Source organism: Streptomyces sp. NPDC007991 (assembly GCF_042958445.1).
In the GTDB taxonomy this organism is placed as follows: domain Bacteria; phylum Actinomycetota; class Actinomycetes; order Streptomycetales; family Streptomycetaceae; genus Streptomyces.
In genome coordinates this window covers 167,479-188,904 of sequence record NZ_JBIBJD010000010.1, presented here as the reverse complement: position 1 = coordinate 188,904, position 21,426 = coordinate 167,479, and the positions used below count along the sequence as shown (strand labels likewise).

The following is a 21,426-nucleotide window of genomic DNA, read 5'->3' as shown; positions in this document are numbered from 1 at the left end:
GTAGCTCCTGCTTGTCTGCGGAAAGGCGAACACGCACAGTCTTACATCCCGGGCGCGTCACAGCTTCGCGAGGATGTCCACGGAAAAGACCAGCGTGGAGTCCTTCTTGATGCCGCTGCCCTGCGGCGGGTTGTCCCCGTAGCCCAGCTTCGGCGGGATGACGATGAGCACGCGGCTGCCGACCTTCTTGCCGGTCAGGCCCTGCGCCCAGCCCTTGACGACCTGCTGGAGCGAGAACGACACCAGCTGCTTGTTGGCGTACGACGAGTCGAACTCCTTGCCGCCGTCCCACAGCACGCCCTTGTACTGCACCAGGACGCTGTTGTCGGCGGCGACCTCCTCGCCGTCGCCCTCCAGGACGTACTCCGCGACGAGCTTCTTCGGGGCGGCCGCCTTGGGCACCTCGATGGAGGGCGCCTTGCCGTCGGTGTTGGTGCCGACCTTGGGCAGGTCCGCGTCGTCCTGCGGGACCTTCTTGCCCTGGGCGGAGCTCTTGGCGTTGAACGTGTCCTGCACGTCGACGACGAAGACCAGGGTGTCGGTGCCCTTGATGCCCGCCTGCGGGTTGCCCTGCGAGCCGTACCCCCAGGTGGGCGGGACGGCCATCTCGACACGGCTGCCGGCCTTCTTGCCGGTCAGCGCGTACCGCCAGCCGTCGATGATCTGGCCCTGGGTGAGCTGGATGGCCAGGCGGGCCTTGCGGTCGTAGGAGTTGTCGAAGACCTTGGCGGTGCTCCAGACCTGGCCCAGGTAGTTCGCGACGACGAAGTCGTTCTCCGCGACGGTCTTGCCGCTGCCCGCGATCAGGGTCTTCACCGCGAGCTGCTTCGACGGCTCGCCGCTGCCCTTGGCGATCGTCGGCTTCTCGTCGAACTTCGTGCCCGCGGTGACCGCCGGCAGCGGACCGTCGACGATCTTCGGCGGCAGGGCCGCGGACGGGGCCGACGCCGAGGGCGACGGGCTGTCGCTGGCCTTGCTCGACTCGGACTTGTCGTCACCGCATGCGGCGAGCGTGGCCAGTCCGGCGGGTACGGAGATGAGAAGTGAGCGTCGGCGCACTGTGGGGGCCTCGTAATCGGTCGATCTCGTTGATGGCGTGCGCGCAACTCTACGGCGTGAGAAGGGCGCCGTACTTGTAACGTACGGCGCCTGTGTGGCGTTCCGGCGATTTCCCCGCCGGCGCATTTCCTCACATTCCGGCGATCAGCTTCTCCACCCGGTCGTCCACGGAACGGAACGGGTCCTTGCACAACACGGTGCGCTGGGCCTGGTCGTTGAGCTTGAGGTGCACCCAGTCGACCGTGAAGTCACGGCGCTGTTCCTGCGCGCGCCGGATGAAGTCGCCGCGCAGCCGGGCCCGAGTGGTCTGCGGCGGAACGGACTTGCCCTCGAAGATCTTCAAGTCGTTGCAGACGCGTGCTGCCTGACCCTTCTTCTCGAGCAGGTAGTACAGGCCACGACGGCGGTGGATGTCGTGGTAGGCGAGGTCTATCTGCGCGACACGCGGATGCGACATGGTCATGTTGTGCTTGGCCCGGTACCGCTCCAGGAGCTTGTACTTCATGACCCAGTCGATCTCGGTGCCGATGCGGTCGAGGTCCTCGGTCTCGATCGCGTCCAGGGTGCGGCCCCACAGCTCCAGGACCTGCTCGACGGTGCCGGTGCGGATGCCGCGGCGCTCGCAGAAGTCCACGGCCTTCTCGTAGTACTCGCGCTGCACCTCCAGGGCGGAGGCCTCGCGGCCGCTGGCCAGGCGGACCTTGCGGCGGCCGGTGATGTCGTGGCTGACCTCGCGGATCGCCCGGATCGGGTTCTCCAGGGTGAGGTCCCGCATCACGGTGCCCGCCTCGATCATGCGCAGCACCAGGTCGGTGGCGCCGACCTTGAGCAGCATGGTCGTCTCGGACATGTTGGAGTCGCCCACGATCACGTGCAGGCGGCGGTAGCGCTCGGCGTCCGCGTGCGGCTCGTCACGCGTGTTGATGATCGGCCGGGAGCGGGTCGTCGCCGAGGAGACGCCTTCCCAGATGTGCTCGGCCCGCTGGCTGACGCAGTACACGGCACCGCGCGGCGTCTGGAGCACCTTGCCCGCGCCGCACAGCAACTGCCGTGTGACCAGGAACGGAATCAGAATGTCCGCGAGCCGGGAGAACTCCCCGTGCCGGGCGACCAGATAGTTCTCGTGGCAGCCGTAGGAGTTGCCCGCCGAATCGGTGTTGTTCTTGAAGAGGTAGACGTCGCCCGCGATTCCCTCCTCGTGCAGGCGTCGTTCGGCGTCCACCAGGAGTCCTTCGAGAATGCGCTCGCCCGCTTTGTCGTGGGTGACCAGTTCGATCACGTTGTCACATTCCGGTGTGGCGTATTCCGGATGTGAACCCACGTCGAGATAGAGGCGGGCGCCGTTTCGCAGAAAGACATTGCTGCTGCGGCCCCATGACACGACACGGCGGAAGAGGTACCGCGCCACCTCGTCAGGAGACAGGCGGCGCTGTCCCCTGAACGTGCACGTGACGCCGTACTCGTTCTCCAGCCCGAAAATGCGGCGGTCCATGAGGGAACATTACGCCCGATCCCCTGAACTGAAACGGGGTTCGACGGCACGGTTTGGATCATTTTCCGAACCGGCGGCAACCACCGCTCCCCCGCCGGGAGCTGCGAGTACCCGCCCCGTGGCCGTCAAAACCAGCAGGGACACGCCACCCGCGGCACCCGGCAGGACGAAGCCCCACAGGGCCCCGCCCGTCTCTACCACGGGCCCCGCGACGCCCGTTCCGGCCGAGTGGCCCACGGTGAACGTCGTCACCAGCCAGGAGAACGCCTCGGTGACCGTGCCGCGCGGCGCGTGCCGGTCGACCAGGACGAACGCACAGGCGATTGCGGGCGCGAGGAAGACCCCGGCGAGCGCGGTCAGCGCCACCATCGGCACCGCGTCCGGCATGAGCATCAACGGCAGGTAACACACCACCAGAAGGGCCACCAGCACACGCAGTCGCCGGGCGGGCTCACCGGCCCACTGCCGGGCCCCGTACACCGCGCCGCCGACCAGCGCCCCGAACCCCAGGGCCGCCATCAGCCAGCCGTACACGACGTCACCCCCGTGGTCGTCCGCGTAGGGCACCGAGGCGACCGTGATGGACCCGAGCGCCATCCCGATGAACAGGAACGCCGCCAGCAGCGCCAGCAGCCCCGCCGAGCGCAGCGCGCCCAGCCAGTGCGCCTCACGCGGCGCCGACCGCCACGCGCGCGAGGGCGGCGACACCACCACGGACAGCGCACCCAGCACCCCGGCCGCGTTCAGCACGAGCAGCGCGGCCTGGGCGGACCACAGGGACACGCACAGCGTCACGAGCAGCGGCCCGACGGTGAACATCACCTCTTGGGCCACGGCGTCCATGGCGTACGCGGTGTGCACGTGTTCCTCCTTGCGGAGGACGGACGACCACAGGGCCCGCAGCCCGCCTTCCAGGGGCGGCGTGAAGAGCCCGGCAGCGGCCACGGCGGCATACGCGAGCGGCAGCGATCCGATCCCGGCGAAGGCGAAGAGGGCCATGGCGAGCGCGGAGAGGACGGCCGCCGGCAGCTGCACGCGCGGCTGCCCGCGCAGGTCCACGAGCCGGCCCAGCACCGGCTGCCCCACGGCGTTGGCGACGCCGTACACGCCCGCGAGCGCCCCGGCGAGGCTGTACGAACCGCCTTCGGCCCGTACGAACAGCAGGATCGCGATGGCCGCCGTGGCGTTGGGCAGCCGGCCGACGAGCGTGCCGACGAGCAGCCGGGCGGCGTGTCGCGCCCGAAGGATCTCCAGGTATCCCGTGACCATGTCCCCCGCCCAAGTTTTACGTATAACGTCTGCCTCCATACGTACCATGGCCGCTGTTCACGCGTCCAGACGAAGGAGCATCCCGACGGTGGCACGAGGCAGCACCCGCCCCACGAGCCGGGACGTCGCCCAGGCCGCCGGCGTGTCCCAGGCGGCGGTCTCCCTGGTCCTGGGGGACAAATGGCACGGCCGCGTCTCGGAGGCAACCGCTCAGCGGGTCCGCGAGGCGGCCCGCGAGCTGGGCTACCGCCCGAACCTGGCCGCCCGCAACCTGCGCCTGGGCCGTACCCGCACGGTCCTCCTAGTGGTCCCGGCCCTGACCACCGAGTTCTTCGCCGGTGTCTACACGGGCGCCACCCGCGTCGCCGCCGCGCACGGCTTCGGCGTGGTCCTCTACCCCTCCCCCGAGGGCATCGGCCCCGCCCGGGACCCCTTCGCCTCCGCGCAGGCCGCCCTCGACGGCGTCATCGCGTCCTCCATGGCCGCGGACGCGCTCAGCGCGATCCGCGGGGAGGCGCTGCCGCTGGTGATGCTGGACAGTGACCCGGGGGGCAGCCTGGGGGCGGCGACGGTCAACCTGGACATCGCCGACGGTGTCCGCCAGGTCGCGGAACACCTTCTGTCCCTGGGCCATCGCCGGTTCCTCCACCTCGCGGCGGACGTACCGTCCTGGACCTTCGAGGTACGCGCCCGGGAGCTGGCGGCCCGCCTGGCCGGGGTGCCCGGCACGTCCGTCCGTACGGCTCGCTCACCGATCTCCATCAAGGGCGCGGTGACCGCGGCCGAAACCGCCCTCTCGGCGCCCGGCCCCCGCCCCACGGCGGTGGTCTGCGACGACGATCTCCTGGCCGCCGGCACGTACAAGGCAGCCCGCCGCCTGGGCCTGCGCGTCCCGGACGACCTGTCGGTCACCGGCCTGGACGATCTGGCCCTGGCCACGGCGATCGACCCGGAGCTGACGACGGTCCGCCTGGACGCCGAGCTGTTCGGAGAACGGGGCATGGCGGCGCTCCTGGCCGTCCTGGAGGGCCGCGAGCCCGAGGGCGGGGACATCCCCGTGCGGCTGGTCGTACGGGCCTCCACGGCACCGCCGGGAGCGGCGTAACGGCCGTTGGTGTCCGGGCCGGGGCACTGCGCAACCCGGCGGAGCGGAGTACGGCGAGACGCACCCGCACCCGCGCACGGCGCGAAGGGGACGTGTCGGGGGGTGTCCGCCCGCAGCGGTTGGCGCGTCAACGGACAGTCAGCCGGTCCCCGACCCCATCGCGCCGTTCCGAGGACGGACACCCCCCGGCGCGGCCCCGACCCACTACCGCCGCGCAGGCGCTACGCGCACCCCCACCGAAGCAGCCGCAGGCCGCCGCAGGCACAAGACCGCGCGCCCCAGCCGCACAACGGCGAGGGGCGCGCGGCAGTGGAGATCACTCGTCGTCAGACGCCTCCGCCGCGGTGTCCGCCTCGGCCTCCGACGCCGTGGTCGCCCCGTCCGCCTCCAGCAGCCGGCCCAGCTGGCGCCCACTGATCCGCTTGAACTTGCGCTTCTGCGGCCGCGTCCGGTCCAGCACCGCCACTTCCAGCCGCTCCGCGGGAATCTCCCGCTCGCTGCCGTTCGTGTCGCGCGACAGCGCCTGCACCGCCAGCTTCAGCGCCTCGGCCAGCGTCATACCGTCCTGGTGCCGCTGGTCCAGATAGCTGCTGATCTGTTCCGCGTTGCCCCCGACCGCGACCGAGCCGTGCTCGTCCACGATGGAGCCGTCATGCGGCAACCGGTAGATCTGGTCGCCCTCGGGCGTCTCCCCGACCTCCGCGACGACCAGCTCCACCTCGTACGGCTTCTCCGCCGCGCTGGAGAAGATCGTGCCCAGCGTCTGCGCGTACACGTTCGCCAGGCCCCGGGCCGTCACATCGCCCCGGTCGTAGGTGTAACCCCGCAGGTCGGCGTAGCGCACGCCGCCGATCCGCAGGTTCTCGTACTCGTTGTACTTGCCGGCGGCCGCGAAGCCGATCCGGTCATAGATCTCGCTGAACTTGTGCAGCGCACGGGACGGGTTCTCCCCGACGAACACGATGCCGTCGGCGTACTGCAGCACGACCAGGCTGCGACCACGCGCGATGCCCTTGCGGGCGTACTCCGCCCGGTCGGCCATCGCCTGCTGGGGTGAGACATAGAACGGCGTCGACACCGGTTATCCGTCCCTCTCTTGAAGATTCCGTCGGTTCACTGGACCACCCTCATGAAGACAGCCGCCGCTCACAGCAGCGCGGCCCGCGGACCGTCGGGCTGCTCCAGCCGCCGCTCCAGAACCGACCGCGCGATCTCGGACGACTCGTTCTCGGAGAGCCGGCGGAAGCCGTCCTCGGTGATCACGGTGACGATGGGATAGATCCGGCGGGCGACATCGGGACCGCCGGTCGCCGAGTCGTCGTCTGCCGCGTCGTAGAGCGCCTGGACCACGAGCGTCGTGGCCTCGGCTTCGCTCAGGTCGTCCCGGAAGAGCTTCTTCATGGCGCCGCGAGCGAAGATCGACCCGGAACCCGTGGCCGCGAAGTTCTGCTCCTCGGAGCGCCCGCCCGTGACGTCGTAGGAGAAGATCCGGCCCTTCTCCCGGTCCACGTCGTACCCGGCGAACAGCGGGACGACGGCCAGCCCCTGCATGGCCATGGCGAGGTTGGAGCGGATCATCGTCGACAGCCGGTTCGCCTTGCCCTCCAGCGACAGCTGCGCGCCCTCGACCTTCTCGAAGTGCTCCAGCTCCAGCTGGAACAGCTTCACCATCTCCACGGCCAGACCCGCCGTACCGGCGATGCCCACGGCCGAGTACTCGTCGGCCGGGAAGACCTTCTCGATGTCCCGCTGCGCGATGACGTTGCCCATGGTGGCCCGCCGGTCACCGGCGAGGACGACGCCGCCTGGGAACGTCACGGCCACGATCGTCGTGCCGTGCGGCGCCTCGATGGCGCCCTGCACCGGCGGCAACTTCTTGTTGCCCGGCAGCAGTTCGGGCTGGTGATCGGAGAGGAAATCCATGAAGGAGGAAGACCCTGGCGTCAGGAAGGCAGCTGGTAGACGCCCGGTGCTACGAGTGTTGGCTTCCACGCGATTCCTTCCACGTATGCGACAGCCCGCCCTGTGACGTCGGGCCGATCCTTGGAACAACCCCGGTCCGGTCGCGGCCGGGGGCTTGGTATGCCACGGACCCTACCCGTCCTTCGGCGGTGATCCACATGCCCGGCGGGACCAACTCCGCGGGAGCCTCGCCGCACTTGCCGGCCCTCCCACCCGGCGGGCCACCGGCTCCGGGCGCCACCGACGCCCGGAGCGCCGCACACGGGGGCATCAGGTCCTGCGGTGCCCCGCGCGCAGCGCTCCGCGCTCGGCTCGTCCCTCACTCACGACACCCCGCTCACCTTCGGAATGAAGGCTCAGGCGCCTTACTGACCACCCTTTTGAACGAAGGAACGCACGAAGTCCTCGGCGTTCTCCTCGAGGACGTCGTCGATCTCGTCCAGAACCGAGTCCACGTCGTCGCTCAGCTTCTCGTGACGCTCCTTGACGTCCTCCGAAGCCTGCGCCTCTGCCGCCTGCTCCTCGACCTCCTCGGTGGACCGGGTGGCCTTCTGCTGTCCGCCGCCGGTGTCCTTGGTCGCCATATCCCTCACCCCGCTCGGTTCGCCCGACACAGTTGCTCGGTCAAGATCAGACCCTACTCGCCGGGTCTGACAATGGCCCCGCTGTTGCTCCAACGTACGGGGACCACCTCGATGATTCCCGGACCTGGGATTTTCCACCCTGTCCGGCGGGCTCCACCCGAGTACCCGTTGACCGCGCTCACCCTCCCGAAAGGACCCTGACCAGGTCTTCCGCGGTGCGGCAGCGGTCCAGAAGCTCCTTGACGTGATTACGCGTTCCGCGAAGCGGTTCCAGGGTTGGAACGCGCTGGAGGGAATCGCGGCCCGGCAGGTCGAAGATCACCGAATCCCAGGAGGCCGCCGCAACGTCGTCCGCGTACTGCTCCAGGCAGCGGCCGCGGAAGTAGGCGCGCGTGTCCTCCGGCGGCGCCGTACGGGCCCGCTCGACGTCCGCCTCGTCCAGCAGCCGCTTCATGCGCCCGCGGGCCACCAGACGGTTGTACAGGCCCTTCTCGGGCCGTACGTCGGCATACTGCAGGTCGACCAGGTGCAGCCGCGCCGCGTCCCAGTCGAGGCTGTCCCGGCGCCGGTAGCCCTCCATGAGCTCCCGCTTGGCGACCCAGTCCAGCTCGCCGGCCAGGCTCATCGGGTCGTGCTCCAGACGGGTGAGGGTGTCCTCCCAGCGCGAGAGGACGTCCTTGGTCTGGTCGTCGGCGTCCGCGCCGAACCGCTCCTCCACGTACTTGCGCGCGAGCTCGTAGTACTCCATCTGAAGCTGGACCGCCGTGAGCGTACGGCCGCTGCGCAGCGTGACCAGGCGCTTCAGGGACGGGTCGTGCGAGACCTGGTGGAGGGTGCGGACGGGCTGGTCGACGGCCAGGTCGACGGCGATGAAGCCGTCCTCGATCATCGACAGGACCAGGGAGGTCGTCCCCAGCTTGAGGTAGGTCGAGATCTCCGAGAGGTTCGCGTCGCCAATGATCACGTGCAGCCGGCGGTACTTCTCGGCGTCCGCGTGCGGCTCGTCGCGGGTGTTGATGATCGGGCGCTTGAGCGTCGTCTCCAGGCCGACCTCGACCTCGAAGTAGTCGGCCCGCTGACTGAGCTGGAAGCCGTGCTCGTGCCCGTCCTGGCCGATGCCGACGCGGCCCGCGCCGGTGAAGACCTGGCGGGAGACGAAGAACGGCGTCAGGTGGCGCACGATGTCCGAGAAGGGGGTCTCCCGCTTCATCAGGTAGTTCTCGTGCGTGCCGTAGGACGCGCCCTTGTTGTCGGTGTTGTTCTTGTACAGGTGGATCGGCTGGGCACCGGGTAGCTGGGCGGCCCGTTCCGCGGCCTCCGCCATGATCCGCTCGCCGGCCTTGTCCCAGAGGACGGCGTCCCGCGGGTTGGTGACCTCGGGCGCGCTGTACTCGGGGTGTGCGTGGTCGACGTAGAGCCGTGCGCCGTTGGTGAGGATCACGTTGGCCAGGCCGATGTCCTCGTCGGTGAGCTGGCTGGAGTCGGCGGCCTCGCGGGCGAGGTCGAAGCCTCGGGCGTCCCGCAGCGGGTTCTCCTCCTCGAAGTCCCAGCGGGCCCGGCGGGCCCGGTGCATCGCCGCCGCGTAGGCGTTCACGATCTGGGACGAGGTGAGCATGGCATTGGCGTTGGGGTGGCCGGGGACGGAGATTCCGTACTCCGTCTCGATGCCCATTACTCGCCGTACGGTCATGCGGCCCTCCTTGCCCGGCGGCGCCCTCGGTCGTGGGCGCCACTCAGATACCGCTGGCGCTCGGTTGCGTGTGCGGTGCCCGTCCCCGCACTGTGCGACGTGGCGGTACGCAAGAGCCTAGAACGCCTTTGCGCTGGTGGGGAGATCATTTGCGTCATTGCGTTGCTCCAGCCGTGGCCTGAAAAACAGTCGGCTGCGGGTACCCGCCGAGGGCACCCGCAGCCGCCCTGCCTTTTACAGGTACTGACCGGTGTTCGCCACCGTGTCGATGGAGCGTCCGGTGTCCGCGCCCTGCTTTCCGGTGATGAGCGTACGGATGTACACGATCCGTTCGCCCTTCTTTCCGGAGATCCGGGCCCAGTCGTCCGGGTTGGTGGTGTTGGGCAGGTCCTCGTTCTCCTTGAACTCGTCCACGCAGGCCTGGAGGAGGTGGGAGACCCTGAGGCCCTTCTGGTTCTTCTCGAGGAAGTCCTTGATCGCCATCTTCTTGGCGCGGCCCACGATGTTCTCGATCATGGCGCCGGAGTTGAAGTCCTTGAAGTAGAGGACTTCCTTGTCACCGTTGGCGTAGGTGACCTCCAGGAAGCGGTTCTCCTCGGATTCGGCGTACATCTGTTCGACAGCCGTCTGGATCATGCTCTGGACCGTGGCCGCCTTGGATCCGCTGTGCTCGGCGAGGTCCTCGCTGTGCAGCGGGAGGCGCTCGGTGAGGTACTTGCCGAAGATGTCCTTGGCCGCCTCGGCGTCCGGACGCTCGATCTTGATCTTCACGTCCAGCCGGCCGGGACGCAGGATGGCGGGGTCGATCATGTCCTCACGGTTGGAGGCACCGATCACGACCACGTTCTGCAGGCCCTCCACGCCGTCGATCTCGGCGAGCAGCTGCGGGACGATGGTGTTCTCCACGTCCGAGCTGACACCGGAGCCACGGGTGCGGAAGAGGGACTCCATCTCGTCGAAGAAGACGATGACGGGGGTGCCCTCGCTGGCCTTCTCACGGGCCCGCTGGAAGACGAGGCGGATCTGCCGCTCCGTCTCACCGACGTACTTGTTCAGCAGCTCGGGGCCCTTGATGTTGAGGAAGAAGCTCTTGCCGGCGGCCTGGCCGGTCACCTCGGCGACCTTCTTGGCCAGCGAGTTGGCCACGGCCTTGGCGATCAGGGTCTTACCGCATCCGGGGGGCCCGTACAGCAGGACACCCTTCGGCGGCCGCAGTTCGTGCTCCTTGAACAGGTCCGGGTAGAGGTACGGGAGCTCGACGGCGTCGCGGATGGCCTCGATCTGGCCGCCCAGACCGCCGATCTGCTCGTAGCCGATGTCGGGGACCTCTTCGAGGACGAGCTCCTCGACCTCGCTCTTGGGCACGACCTCGTAGACGTAGCCGGAGCGGGGTTCGAGCAGGAGGGCGTCGCCGGGGCGGATGGTGACGTCCAGCAGCGGCTCGGCGAGCCGTACCACCCGCTCCTCGTCGGTGTGCCCGAGCACCAGGGCCCGCTCGCCGTCCTCGAGGATCTCCTTGAGTGTGACGATGTCGCCGACGCGCTCGAACTCCATGGCGTCGACCACGTTGAGCGCTTCGTTGAGCATCACTTCCTGGCCGCGCCGGAGCTCGTCGAGCTCGACGCTGGGGCTGACGTTCACCCTGAGCTTGCGGCCGCCGGTGAAGATGTCGGCGGTGCCGTCCTCGTTGGCCGTCAGGAAGACACCGAAGCCGGCCGGCGGCTGCGCGAGCCGGTCGACTTCCTCCTTGAGGGCCACGATCTGGTCACGAGCCTCACGGAGCGTGTTGGCGAGCCGCTCGTTCTGCGCGGACACGCCGGCCAGATTGGTCTGCAGCTCGACGATCCGCTCTTCGAGAATCCTCGTGTGTCGCGGAGAGTCGGCGAGCTTGCGTCGCAGGACGGCGATCTCCTGCTCAAGGTAGGCGATCTGCCCGGCCGGGTCGTCGGACCCGCGTCCCGGGCGGATGCCGCGGTTCATGTCGTCGTCGTGGGCTGCCACGGTCCTCACCTCCTCCAAGGGGAGCTGGACGCTTCCAGACCCTACCTGGGCGGGTGTCGATTGAAACCCCTAGATCACAAAGACGGTCGGGGTGTGTCCGATCTTCACCCTTGCGCTCTCCCTCACGCCAGGGGAATACCCAGCGAACATGATTGGAACCCAGCCGGGGGTAGGGTCGAAGCGTTCAACACCCGTCAGAGCTGGCCGGATTCCCGGTACGGCTCGACGCAGGAAACGGCAGGAGACATGAGCGTGCAGCAGGAGGCCGGGGTCGACGGCGAGGCGCTGGAGGTCTGGATCGACCAGGACCTGTGTACCGGTGACGGCATCTGCGCCCAGTACGCGCCCGAGGTGTTCGAGCTGGACATCGACGGTCTGGCCTATGTGAAGAGCCCCGACGACGAGTTGCTCCAGGACAAGGGCGCGACAACGCCCGTTCCGCTGCCGCTTCTCACGGACGTGATCGACTCGGCGAAGGAGTGTCCGGGCGACTGCATCCACGTACGTCGAGTTTCGGACAGGACCGAGGTCTACGGACCGGACGCGGAGTGACTACTTCTCTACGTTCCGTTACTACTGTCTGATATCTCACACGTGGTGGCGCAGGAGCCTCACACGCTGCGGGCACCGGCCGGTGCGGAACGCACGAACGCGCCCTTCTGCCAACGCCATTTCGCGTCGCTGTGCACATCGGGGCAGCAACGCGGCACATCGGACGACGAGTAGCCGAGGAGCGCGGCCGTGACGGCGCCGTCACGTACGGCGAAGCCGCTGACGGTGGTGCCGTCCTTGGGGTCGAGCAGGGTCGCCACCACGCGCGGCGCGCCGCCGTCCCGGCCCCGGGTGAGGACGTACACGCCGTCCGGCGGGGTGCCCATCGGGGAGTCGCAGTGGACCACGGCGACCGTCTCGGGGATGCCGTCGCCGTCGAGGTCCCCCGAGGCCTTCTTCTCCACCACTGCCTTCACGGGGCCGCACTCGATGGGGAAGTCCACCGCGGCCGGGTCGGGCGCGGCCACGTTCGCCGGTGCGCTTCTGGTCTCGGGTGCGGACGGCTGGGCCGCTGTGGCCGCTCCCGGCTGGAAGAGCGAGGAGAGGGCCACGACGCCGGCGACGGCTGTCGCGGTGGCGAGCCAGTGGATGGGGCGGGTGTGGGTGTGGGCGAGCTCCGGGACGGCGGAAGGCTGCACTAGGAGTGTCTCCTGAGGGCTGTGCCGGTGGGTGGCCAAGATGGTGCCACACGTCACACCGCGAGGGAACGGCGGGGTGGGCAGGTCCTGTGCCGGGGAAGCCGGAAGGGTTGCGGTCCCTGCCGCTGTCAGCGCACAGGTGCGGTCGCGGACCGCTGGGCCCCCGCGCCATGTCGGCAAGGGGGGTCGCCGGGAGCCTGTTTCGGGTCAAGGGGGACATGCGCCGGTTCACCCGCGGCGGCGGCCCGCGGCAACAGGAAGGCGCCGGGGCGCAGTTCCCACAGTGGGTCGGGGAACTCCGCCACGGCGCCTGTGCGTTGTGCGGGACGGCGGGCCGGGTCAGCGGCCGGTGCCGCCGTCGGCGTTGGGGCCGGCGTAGTCCTCGCCGTAGGCGCCCTTGGCGGGGCGGCGACGGCGCATGGGCGGCTCGACGCCGTCGGCGAGGCGGCGGGCCGTGAGCAGGAAGCCGGTGTGGCCGATCATCCGGTGGTCCGGGCGGACGGCCAGGCCCTCGATGTGCCAGTTGCGGATCATCGTCTCCCAGGAGGTCGGCTCGTTGAAGCAGCCGATCTCGCGGATGGACTCGACGGTCCGGGCGAGCTGGGTGGTGGTCGCCACGTAGCAGCACAGGATGCCGCCGGGGACCAGCGCCTTGGAGACGGCCTCCAGGCACTCCCAGGGGGCGAGCATGTCGAGGATGACGCGGTCGACGTCGGTGTCGGAGAGGTTGTCCTGGAGGTCGCCGACGGTGAGCTGCCAGGCGGGGTGCGGGCCGCCGAAGTAGCGCTCCACGTTCGCCTGGGCGATCTCGGCGAAGTCCGCGCGGCGCTCATAGCTGTGCAGCATGCCCTGGTCGCCGATGGCGCGCAGCAGGAAGCTGCTGAGCGAGCCGGAGCCGACGCCGGCCTCCACGACGCGGGCGCCGGGAAAGATGTCGGCGAAGGCGAGGATCTGCCCCGCGTCCTTCGGGTAGACGACGGCTGCCCCGCGGGGCATGGACAGGACGTAGTCGGGGAGCAGGGGGCGCAGCGCGAGATAGGCGACGTTTCCTGTGGTGCGGACAACGCTGCCCTCGGGAGCGCCGATCAGTTCGTCGTGCGGGAAGGAACCCTTGTGGGTGTGGAAGTTCTTCCCGGCCTCGAGCGTGAACGTGTAGTGGCGGCCCTTGGGGTCGGTCAGCTGTACCTGGTCCCCGACCTTGAAGGGCCCGCGCCTGCGGGCGGCACCGGTCGGTTCGGACATGTGACCAGCCTACCGGCACCTGAGAGGGCCGCCGACCACGGTCCGCCCTCTAGGAGGGGCGGGCCATGGCCTTCACGAAGGCTCGCTCCACATCGGCCGCGGACAGCACGCCGTAGATCTCGCCGGTCTCCTCGACCACCAGGTACTCGGTCGCGGGGGTGGCCCGGAGCGCGTCCAGGAGCTCCTCGCCCGACAGTTCCGCCGAGACGCGCATGCCGTCGGTCAGGTCCTGGGCGAGGCCGCTGACCGCGACCCACGGGCGGCGGTGTTCGGGTACGCCGACGATGGCGGCCTCGCGGACGAGGGAGACGGGGTTGCCGTGGGCGTCGACGACGACCAGGGCGCGGGCACCGGCGGCGTTGGCACGGCGCAGGGCCTCCGAAAGGGGGGTGTGGGTCTCGACCGGGACGGCACGGCGGGTGAGCGCGCGGGCGCGCAGCTCGGGCAGGTGCTCGCGCAGGCGGGCCATGCGCAGGCTGTTGCCGGCGCCGGTCCAGATGATCGCGGCGAGGATGGCGGCGAGCAGGGCGTCCAGGACGGTGTCCATGCCGACGTTGTCCACGGCGTCGGTGCCCAGGGCGCCGGACTGGGTCAGCAGGGGCAGACCGATCAGGACGGAGACGGCGAGGGCGCGGCCGACCCAGGCGGCGGCGACGGTGCCGGTCATGGGCCTGCCGGTGATCTTCCAGACGACCGCGCGGAGCATGCGGCCGCCGTCCAGGGGCAGGCCGGGCAGGAGGTTGAACGCGGCCACGATCAGGTTGGAGATCATCAGGCCGGCCAGCAGGACGCCCGGAACCGTGCCGGGTTCCACGGTCTGCAGGGCGGCGTAGAAGACGCCGGCCAGGACGAGGGAGAGCAGCGGTCCGACGAAGGCGAGCACGAACTCCCGTCCGGGGGTCTCGGCCTCCTTCTCGATCTCGGAGACGCCGCCGAAGAACTGGAGCTGGATGCGGCGGACGGGGAGCTTGAAGCGGAGGGCGGCGACCGTGTGGGCCAGCTCGTGCACCAGCACGGACGCGTAGAAGGCGACCGCGAAGAACAGGGAGACCAGGTAGCGGGCGGCGCCGAGCTCGGGCAGCACGCGCTCCAGCTGTCCGCCGAACACCCAGGTGATCAACGCGGCGACGAGGAACCAGCTGGGCGCGACGTAGACGGGCACGCCGAACGGCCGCCCCATCAGCAGCCCGCCTCGCGGCTCCGGGCGCTGGGGCGCGGGTCCCTTGCCGTCGGCCGAGTGCGCGAGGTGGCGCTCACCGGCGCCGGGGGTGGCGTGCCGGCTGCTCGCCTCGGGCTTGCCCGCGGCAGAGTCCGAGTACGGACCGGCGGCATAGGCACGGTCGGGGTGCGCGTCACCCTCGGCCGCCCGACTGCCGTGGTGCTCGCCGTGGGCGGGGGCCTTGCGCAGGGCATCGGGCTCGGGGTGGCCGGGGGCCTCCGGCCGGTGGCTGCCGTCGTGGTCACCGCGGGCATCGGCCTCGGGGCCGTCCTGCTGCGCGGTGGCCTCCGGCCGGTGGCTGCCGTCGTGGCCGCGGGCATCGGCCCGGGCGCGGTCCGGGTGCGCGTCCTCGTCCGCCGATCCACTGCCCTCCCCCTCGCCGCGGGCGGCAGCCTCTCGGAGGACATCGGCCTCCGGGCGGTCCGGGGGCGCCGTGGCCTCCGACCGGCGACTGCCGTCGTGGCCGCGGGCATCGGCCGGGTGCGCGTCCCCGTCCGGCCGGCTGCCGTTGTCCTCGCCGCCGGCGGAGGCCTTGCGCAGGGCATCGGCCTCCCGGCGGTCCGCGGCGCCCCCGGAAAGGTGGCTGCCTGCGTCGTGACCGGAGCCCCCGGGGCGGTCCGCGTCCGCTGCGCCCTGCGAACGGCCGCTGCCGTTGTCCTCGCCGCCAGTAGAGGCCTCGGCGGGGTCGGGGGACGCTTCCGGGGGGTCGTCGGTGGTGGGGGTCGGTCGCGCGGCCGGGCCGTCGGTGCCGGAGGGCTCGTCCGCCGACGGTTCCGGGGTCTGGCCGGACGGGCTGTCGGCCGGTCGGGTCGGCGGCGTCGTGGCAGGGGCGTCGTCGTCGCTCATGGAGGTGAACCGCCGTACGTCCGTGGACTGTTCGTCGGCGGGGGTCGGGTCGGTGGCCCGGGCCGGAGGCCCTGCGTGGCGCTCGGCCGACTCCTCGTTGCCGGACCGCGGCTGCCCGCGCCCGCCGCTCTCGTCCACCGGTGTCCCCTCGTTCGCTTCGTCTCCCGCGCCTGCCGGACGGGAGGGTCTCGAGTCGATGGTATGCGTCCGTCGAGCCGCCTTCCGCCCCGGCACCCCTGAGTTTCCCTCGGTCCCGCCTCCTCACTCCTGCCCGCGGCGTGACCGCGGCTGCGTCACTGTCAGTGGCGGCCCGTATGGTCTGGGGCATGGAGACGAGCAGCGAGGGCGCGGCGCAGCCCGACAGCAGTCCTGCCGCGGCGGTGGATCCGCCGGTCCCGGCCGGGCCCGTGGGGGCGGTCATCGAGACCGCGGAGACTGCGCAGACGGCAGGGGAGACGGCGGCCGAGACGGCTGCCGGGACCGCGCCCCCGGCCATACCGCCCGCCTCGCTGTCCCCCTCGCGTGCCAGTGACTTCATGCAGTGCCCGCTGCTCTACCGCTTCCGGGTGATCGACCGGCTGCCGGAGAAACCGAGTGAGGCGGCGACCAGGGGCACGCTGGTGCACGCGGTCCTGGAGCGCCTCTTCGACGCCCCGGCGGCCGAGCGCACGGCGCCCCGGGCGAAGTCGCTGATCCCGGGCCAGTGGGACCGGCTGCGGGAGACGCGGCCGGAAGTCGTGGAGCTGTTCGCCGACGATCCGCAGGGCGAGCGGCTGGCGCGCTGGCTGGGCGAGGCGGAACAGCTCGTCGAGCGCTGGTTCACCCTGGAGGACCCCAGCCGGCTGGAGCCGGCCGAGCGGGAGCTGTTCGTCGAGGCCGAGCTGGAGTCCGGGCTGCGGCTGCGCGGGATCATCGACCGGGTCGACGTGGCGCCCACGGGCGAGGTCCGCATCGTCGACTACAAGACGGGCAAGGCCCCCAGGCCCGAGTACTCCGAGGGCGCCCTGTTCCAGATGAAGTTCTACGCCCTCGTCGTCTGGCGGCTGAAGAACGTGGTCCCGAGGCGGCTCCAGCTGGTCTATCTCGGCAGCGGCCAGGTGCTGACGTACGACCCCGTCCTCGCCGACCTGGAGCGGGTCGAGCGCAAGCTGCTCGCGCTGTGGGAGGCGATCCGGCTGGCGACCGAGACGGGTGACTGGCGGCCGCGCCCCACGAAGCTGTGCGGCTGGTGCGACCACCAGGCCCACTGCCCGGAGTTCGGCGGCACTCCCCCGCCGTACCCGCTGCCGCTGTCCCTGCCGGCGACCGGCCAGGGCGGCTGAGTCCGGCGGCCCCGCGCAGGGCAGAATGGGGCCGGACTAGCGAAGGAGACTTACGTGGCCATCCGCGTCCTACTGGTCGACGACCAGCCACTGCTCCGTACGGGCTTCCGGATGATCCTGGAGGCCGAGCAGGACCTCGCGGTCGTCGGCGAGGCCGGAGACGGCCTCCAGGCGCTGGACCAGGTGCGGGCACTGCAGCCCGACGTGGTCCTGATGGACATCCGCATGCCGCGGATGGACGGCGTGGAGGCGACCCGTCAGATCACCGGCCCCGGGCGGGACGGTCCGGCGAAGGTCCTGGTGCTGACCACCTTCGATCTCGACGAGTACGTGGTGGAGGCCCTGCGGGCCGGTGCCAGCGGCTTCCTGCTGAAGGACGCCCCGGCCAACGAGTTGGTGCAGGCGATCCGGGTCGTGGCCGCGGGCGAGGCGATGCTCGCGCCGAGCATCACCAGGCGGCTCCTCGACAAGTACGCCACGCATCTGCCGTCGGGCGAGGAGCCGGTGCCGGACACCCTGCACACGCTCACCGACCGCGAGGTGGAGGTGCTGAAGCTGGTGGCGCGCGGGCTGTCCAACGCGGAGATCGCCGCGGACCTGTTCGTCAGCGAGACCACCGTCAAGACACACGTCGGGCATGTGCTCACCAAGCTGGGCCTGCGCGACCGCGTACAGGCCGCGGTGTACGCGTACGAGAGCGGGCTGGTGCGCCCCGGCGCGCAGTAGCCACCCGCGCACCGGACGCACAGAGGGCGCCCCCTGCCCAGCAGGGAGCGCCCTCTTCCGTCACGCGCCCTCTTGCATCACGCGCGCGGGTGCGTCAGGCGTCCTTGCTCAGCTCCCAGAAGCGGAACACGGTGGACGCGTCGAGGCAGTACTCCAGTCCGTAGACGCCGTCGCGGACGACCGCGTACTGCTTGGCCTGCCACACCGGCAGGACGGGCAGTTCGTCGGCGACGATGTCCTGGAGCTCGCCGAACTCCTGGTCCGTGGCGGCGCGGTTGGTCACGGCGGCGGTGCGCGGGATGAGCGTGCCGGTGATGGTGCTGTTGTCGTAGTTGTTGCCCAGCACGTTGCCCTTGCCGAAGAAGGGGGCCGTGAAGTTGTCGGCGTCCGGGTAGTCGGGCACCCAGCCCTTCACGTAGACGCCGTACTTGCCGGCGGCGATGTCCTTCTCGTACTGGCCGAAGGGGACGGACTTGACGGTGGCGTCGAACAGGCCGCTCGCGTTGAGCTGGCCGGCGATGGCGTTCAGCTCCTGGTCGGTGGCGGGGCCGTAGCGGGACGGAGTCGACCAGAGGGTCAGCTTGACCTTGCCGGTGATGCCGTCGGCGCGCAGCGCGTCGGCCGCCTTGGACTGGGAGGGGCGGGCGCCGTAGGTGTCGAAGAAGGCCGTGTTGTGGCCAGCGATACCGGCCGGGATGATCGAGTACAGCGGGGTCGCGGTGCCCTGGTAGACGTTCTTGATGAGGGCTTCGCGGTCGATCAGGTGGGCGATGGCCTTGCGTACGCCGGCCTTTCCGGCGACCGGGTCGTTCATGTTGAACACCAGGTGCTGGACCTCGGCGCTGCTGCCCTCGACGACCTCGACGCCGGTGCCGTCGTCGGCCTTCTCCATGTCCGCGATGTCGCCGGCGGTCAGGCCGCGGTAGGCGATGTCGACGTCCCCGGCCTGGATCGCCTGCTTCAGGGCGGTCTGGTCGCCGTCGAAGAACTTGAGGGTCACGCCGGCGTTCTTCACCTTGGCGGTGCCCTTGTAGTTCTCGTTGACGGAGAAGACGGCCTGCTTGTCGTCGAACGAGTCGAGTCGGTAGGGGCCGGAGCCGACGGCCTTGCCGTCCTTGCGCAGCCCGTCCGCGTCGTACTGGCGGTGGTCGACGATGGAGCCGGCGCCGGAGGCGATCTTGCTCGGGAAGGTGGCGTCGGCCGTGTTGAGCCGGAAGACGACCGTCTTCTCGTCCGGCGTCTGGACCTTCTCCAGCGTGGGGAACATGATCGCGGGCCCGTCGGGGTCGTTGATCTTCAGCATGCGGTCGAAGGAGAACTTGACGTCCTCGGAGGTGAGCGCGTCGCCGTTGCTGAACTTCAGGCCGTCCTTCAGCGTGCACTTGAAGACCGTGGTCTGCGTGTCGCTGAAGGCGCAGCTCTCGGCGGCCTCCGGCTGGGGTTCCGTTGCGCCCTTGGGGAAGCTGAGCAGCGACTGGAAGACGTTGTTGAACAACAGCCAGGAGCCTGGGTCGTAGCCGGAGGCCGGGTCGGTGGCCAGGACGTCGTCGGACATCCCCACCACCACGTTGGAGCCGTCCCCCGCGGAGTCTCCGGTCTCCGTGCCACAGCCGGTCAGCAGGCCGGAGGCGAGCCCCGCCACGAGGGGCAGGACCGGCCACTGGTTGCGTATGTTCACGTGTGTGCCCTGTCGTCGGTTCTCGAGAACGCCCGGAGCATGTCCCTGGCTCCGGGGCACGGTTCCCCGGGGGCCGCGGTCACCGGCCCCGGGGTTCCTGTGGGTCCGTCAGCCACTCACGCCCCGGCCGAGCTCCCACAACTGGAGCGTCGACGAGGAGTTGAGGGCGTAGGCGGTACCCGTGATGTCGTCGCGCGCGGCGACGTACTGCTTGCCCTGCCACAGCGGCAGCACCGGCACGTCGGAGGCGACGATGTCCTGAATGTCCGTCAGGCTGGTGGCGGCGGACAACCGGTCCGCCTCACGGCGGGACTCCGGGATCAGGGTGCCCCGGATCCGGCCGTTGTCGTACGGCGAGCCGAGGGTGTTGTCCTTGTCCAGGAACGGCGCGAGGAAGTTGTCGGCGTCCGGGAAGTCCGGGAACCAGCCCATCCCGTAGACGTCGTACTTGCCCTTCTTCTCGGCCGGGCGGAAGGTGTCCCACGGCGTGCCCTTGATGCCGACGTCGAACAGGCCGCTGGAGTTCAGCTGGTCACGGAGGACCTCGAACTCCTGCTTGGTGGCCGGACCGTAGTGGTCGGTCGTGTAGTGCAGCGTGAGCTTCACCGGGGTGGTGATGTTCGCCTGGTTCAGCAGCGAGCGCGCCTTGGTGACGCTGGGGTCACCGTACTTGTTGAAGAACGAGTTGGAGTGGCCGGTGACGCTGGCCGGGACGAGCGAGTACAGCGGCTCGGCCTGGGAGCCGTAGACCTTGGAGACCAGCGCGCTGCGGTTGACGACCTGGGCCATCGCCTGTCGTACGGCCTTGGACTTCACGGTCGGGGCGTCGGTGTTGAAACCCAGGTAGCGGATCTCCAGGCCGGGCATCTCGACGAGGTCGATGCCGGTGTCCGCGTCGCCGGAGAGCTTGCGGATCTGCTCCGGCGACATCGCGCGGGTCATCAGGTCGATGTCGCCCTTGTTCAGCGCGGTGCCCATGGCGTCGGCGTCCTTGAAGGAGACCATCTCGACCTTGTCGTTGTTCACCGTCAGGCTGCCCTTGTAGTGGGGGTTGCGGGTGAACCGGGCCTTGACCATCTCGTTGTTCTCGACCTCGGCCGTGAGCTTGTACGGACCGGAGCCCTCGAGGTCGAAGCCGTCGCGCAGCTTGTTCTTCGGGTAGTCGTCGGGGTCGACGATGCCGGCGACCGGGGTCGACAGCTTGTACGGGAAGGTCGCGTCGGCGGTCTTGAGGTGGAAGATGACCTCGCGGTCGCCCTGCGTCTCGACGGTGTCGATGGTGGACAGCAGCGCGAAGACGCCGCTGTCGGCCTTGAGGGAACGGGCGCGGTCGATGGAGTACTTGACGTCGGCCGCGGTGACGGGGTCGCCGTTCGCGAACTTCAGGCCGTCGCGCAGGGTGCAGGCGTAGCGCTCGTTGCCGGTGTCGGTGAAGCCGCACCGCTCGGCGGCCTCGGGTACCGGCTCACCCTCGCCGCGCGGCTGGATCATCAGGGTCTGCACGGTCTGGCGCAGGATGTTCCAGGTGCCGACGTCGTAGGCGTACGCCGGGTCGAGGGGTGCGGGGGCGTCGTTCGAGGCAGTGAACCGGTCGGTGGTGCCGACGACGATCGCGTCGCCGTTGTCGCTCCCGCTGTCGGACCCGCCGCAGGCGGCGAGCACCGGCGCGAGCAGGCCGATCACGGCCGGCAGCACCAAAGTCTTGCGGTTCATGCTCGAGTTTCTCCAGAGCTGTCGACTCCGTGTACCCGGCATGCAGGGGTGGCGCAGCGGATCACGGGGGTGGGGCGATGTTCTCGCGACGAGATTAGTCGCGGCCGGCAGGAGGGTTCGCAGTCACCGGAGTTGAGGGCCCATCACGCTGCGGAACCGGGCGTGGACACACCGAAAACCTGACAGCGGAAGCTTTGGTGCAGCCGTCCATCAATCGGGACACAAAGGCACGCCGACAGGCCCCTGGAGGGGGTGTGCGGCACACGGCGGCCCCGCTGTCGACCCCGGATCGCGTGGGGAACGTCACACCCGTAAACGGGTGCGAAGG

16 protein-coding genes and 1 pseudogene are annotated in these 21,426 nt (G+C 70.0%); 4 read left to right on the top strand and 13 right to left on the bottom strand.

Features of this window, described 5'->3' with window-relative positions:
- Positions 1-57: 57 nt before the first annotated feature.
- The 3 genes from ACFZDA_RS28320 to ACFZDA_RS28310 form a co-directional block, all read right to left on the bottom strand.
- Complete coding sequence (locus ACFZDA_RS28320) at positions 58-1,059, bottom strand: FKBP-type peptidyl-prolyl cis-trans isomerase (RefSeq protein ID WP_391086795.1); 1,002 nt, start codon at positions 1,057-1,059, stop codon at positions 58-60.
- Positions 1,060-1,189: 130 nt separating this feature from the next.
- Positions 1,190-2,551: a Pup--protein ligase gene (gene pafA, locus ACFZDA_RS28315; protein ID WP_086564699.1), complete on the bottom strand. Its 1,362-nt coding sequence runs from the start codon at positions 2,549-2,551 to the stop codon at positions 1,190-1,192.
- A 9-nt stretch (positions 2,552-2,560) separates the two neighbouring features.
- A complete protein-coding gene (locus tag ACFZDA_RS28310) occupies positions 2,561-3,820 on the bottom strand; it encodes an MFS transporter (protein WP_391086793.1) in 1,260 nt (419 codons plus the stop codon).
- Positions 3,821-3,908: 88 nt separating this feature from the next.
- Here ACFZDA_RS28310 and ACFZDA_RS28305 point away from each other — a divergent pair, with 88 nt between their 5' ends.
- Positions 3,909-4,925: a substrate-binding domain-containing protein gene (locus ACFZDA_RS28305; RefSeq protein ID WP_391086791.1), complete on the top strand. Its 1,017-nt coding sequence runs from the start codon at positions 3,909-3,911 to the stop codon at positions 4,923-4,925.
- Between the two features lie 316 nt (positions 4,926-5,241).
- On the opposite strand, the gene prcA is transcribed toward ACFZDA_RS28305, so the two are convergent.
- The 5 genes from prcA to arc all read right to left on the bottom strand — a co-directional run bounded on the left by prcA (position 5,242) and on the right by arc (position 11,162).
- Positions 5,242-6,003 (bottom strand): proteasome subunit alpha, encoded by a 762-nt coding sequence (gene prcA / locus ACFZDA_RS28300; RefSeq protein ID WP_391086789.1) that lies wholly within the window; start codon positions 6,001-6,003, stop codon positions 5,242-5,244.
- 68 nt (positions 6,004-6,071) lie between these two features.
- Positions 6,072-6,917, bottom strand: coding sequence for a proteasome subunit beta (gene prcB, locus ACFZDA_RS28295; protein ID WP_086564245.1), 846 nt, complete (start codon positions 6,915-6,917; stop codon positions 6,072-6,074).
- A 335-nt stretch (positions 6,918-7,252) separates the two neighbouring features.
- Entirely contained in the window at positions 7,253-7,471 is a 219-nt protein-coding gene (locus tag ACFZDA_RS28290) for a ubiquitin-like protein Pup (RefSeq protein WP_010045349.1), read from the bottom strand.
- A 178-nt stretch (positions 7,472-7,649) separates the two neighbouring features.
- Positions 7,650-9,161 (bottom strand): depupylase/deamidase Dop, encoded by a 1,512-nt coding sequence (gene dop / locus ACFZDA_RS28285; protein WP_355848667.1) that lies wholly within the window; start codon positions 9,159-9,161, stop codon positions 7,650-7,652.
- Between the two features lie 234 nt (positions 9,162-9,395).
- On the bottom strand, positions 9,396-11,162 hold the full coding sequence (gene arc / locus ACFZDA_RS28280) for a proteasome ATPase (RefSeq protein ID WP_356925541.1): 1,767 nt from the start codon (positions 11,160-11,162) through the stop codon (positions 9,396-9,398).
- A gap of 246 nt (positions 11,163-11,408) precedes the next feature.
- Between arc and ACFZDA_RS28275 the strand changes: the two genes are divergently transcribed.
- Entirely contained in the window at positions 11,409-11,714 is a 306-nt protein-coding gene (locus ACFZDA_RS28275; protein ID WP_391086785.1) for a ferredoxin, read from the top strand.
- A gap of 59 nt (positions 11,715-11,773) precedes the next feature.
- On the opposite strand, the gene ACFZDA_RS28270 is transcribed toward ACFZDA_RS28275, so the two are convergent.
- From ACFZDA_RS28270 to ACFZDA_RS28260, 3 genes are all read right to left on the bottom strand, one after another.
- Complete coding sequence (locus tag ACFZDA_RS28270; RefSeq protein ID WP_391086784.1) at positions 11,774-12,352, bottom strand: hypothetical protein; 579 nt, start codon at positions 12,350-12,352, stop codon at positions 11,774-11,776.
- A 339-nt stretch (positions 12,353-12,691) separates the two neighbouring features.
- Positions 12,692-13,594 (bottom strand): tRNA (adenine-N1)-methyltransferase, encoded by a 903-nt coding sequence (locus tag ACFZDA_RS28265; protein WP_010045361.1) that lies wholly within the window; start codon positions 13,592-13,594, stop codon positions 12,692-12,694.
- Positions 13,595-13,643: 49 nt separating this feature from the next.
- On the bottom strand, positions 13,644-15,353 hold the full coding sequence (locus ACFZDA_RS28260) for a site-2 protease family protein (protein ID WP_391087236.1): 1,710 nt from the start codon (positions 15,351-15,353) through the stop codon (positions 13,644-13,646).
- Positions 15,354-15,985: 632 nt separating this feature from the next.
- Between ACFZDA_RS28260 and ACFZDA_RS28255 the strand changes: the two are divergent.
- A pseudogene (locus tag ACFZDA_RS28255) lies at positions 15,986-17,021 on the top strand (RecB family exonuclease).
- A 14-nt stretch (positions 17,022-17,035) separates the two neighbouring features.
- A complete protein-coding gene (locus tag ACFZDA_RS28250; protein ID WP_010045368.1) occupies positions 17,036-17,707 on the top strand; it encodes a response regulator transcription factor in 672 nt (223 codons plus the stop codon).
- 94 nt (positions 17,708-17,801) lie between these two features.
- Here the strand turns inward: ACFZDA_RS28250 and ACFZDA_RS28245 are convergent, their stop codons facing one another.
- Together ACFZDA_RS28245 and ACFZDA_RS28240 are read right to left on the bottom strand one after the other, a co-directional pair.
- Positions 17,802-19,385, bottom strand: a complete 1,584-nt coding sequence (locus ACFZDA_RS28245) for an ABC transporter substrate-binding protein (protein ID WP_391086781.1) — start codon at positions 19,383-19,385, stop codon at positions 17,802-17,804.
- 108 nt (positions 19,386-19,493) lie between these two features.
- Positions 19,494-21,098 (bottom strand): ABC transporter substrate-binding protein, encoded by a 1,605-nt coding sequence (locus ACFZDA_RS28240; RefSeq protein ID WP_391086779.1) that lies wholly within the window; start codon positions 21,096-21,098, stop codon positions 19,494-19,496.
- Between the last annotated feature and the right edge of the window lie 328 nt (positions 21,099-21,426).

What these genes read in the sequence shown, in the direction of transcription:
- ACFZDA_RS28265 (WP_010045361.1), bottom strand. Translation starts at nt 13,594, where the DNA reads ATGTCCGAACCGACCGGTGCCGCCCGCAGGCGCGGGCCCTTCAAGGTC.
- ACFZDA_RS28240 (WP_391086779.1), bottom strand. Translation starts at nt 21,098, where the DNA reads ATGAACCGCAAGACTTTGGTGCTGCCGGCCGTGATCGGCCTGCTCGCG.
- pafA (WP_086564699.1), bottom strand. Translation starts at nt 2,551, where the DNA reads ATGGACCGCCGCATTTTCGGGCTGGAGAACGAGTACGGCGTCACGTGC.
- ACFZDA_RS28310 (WP_391086793.1), bottom strand. Translation starts at nt 3,820, where the DNA reads ATGGTCACGGGATACCTGGAGATCCTTCGGGCGCGACACGCCGCCCGG.
- dop (WP_355848667.1), bottom strand. Translation starts at nt 9,161, where the DNA reads ATGACCGTACGGCGAGTAATGGGCATCGAGACGGAGTACGGAATCTCC.
- ACFZDA_RS28275 (WP_391086785.1), top strand. Translation starts at nt 11,409, where the DNA reads ATGAGCGTGCAGCAGGAGGCCGGGGTCGACGGCGAGGCGCTGGAGGTC.
- ACFZDA_RS28290 (WP_010045349.1), bottom strand. Translation starts at nt 7,471, where the DNA reads ATGGCGACCAAGGACACCGGCGGCGGACAGCAGAAGGCCACCCGGTCC.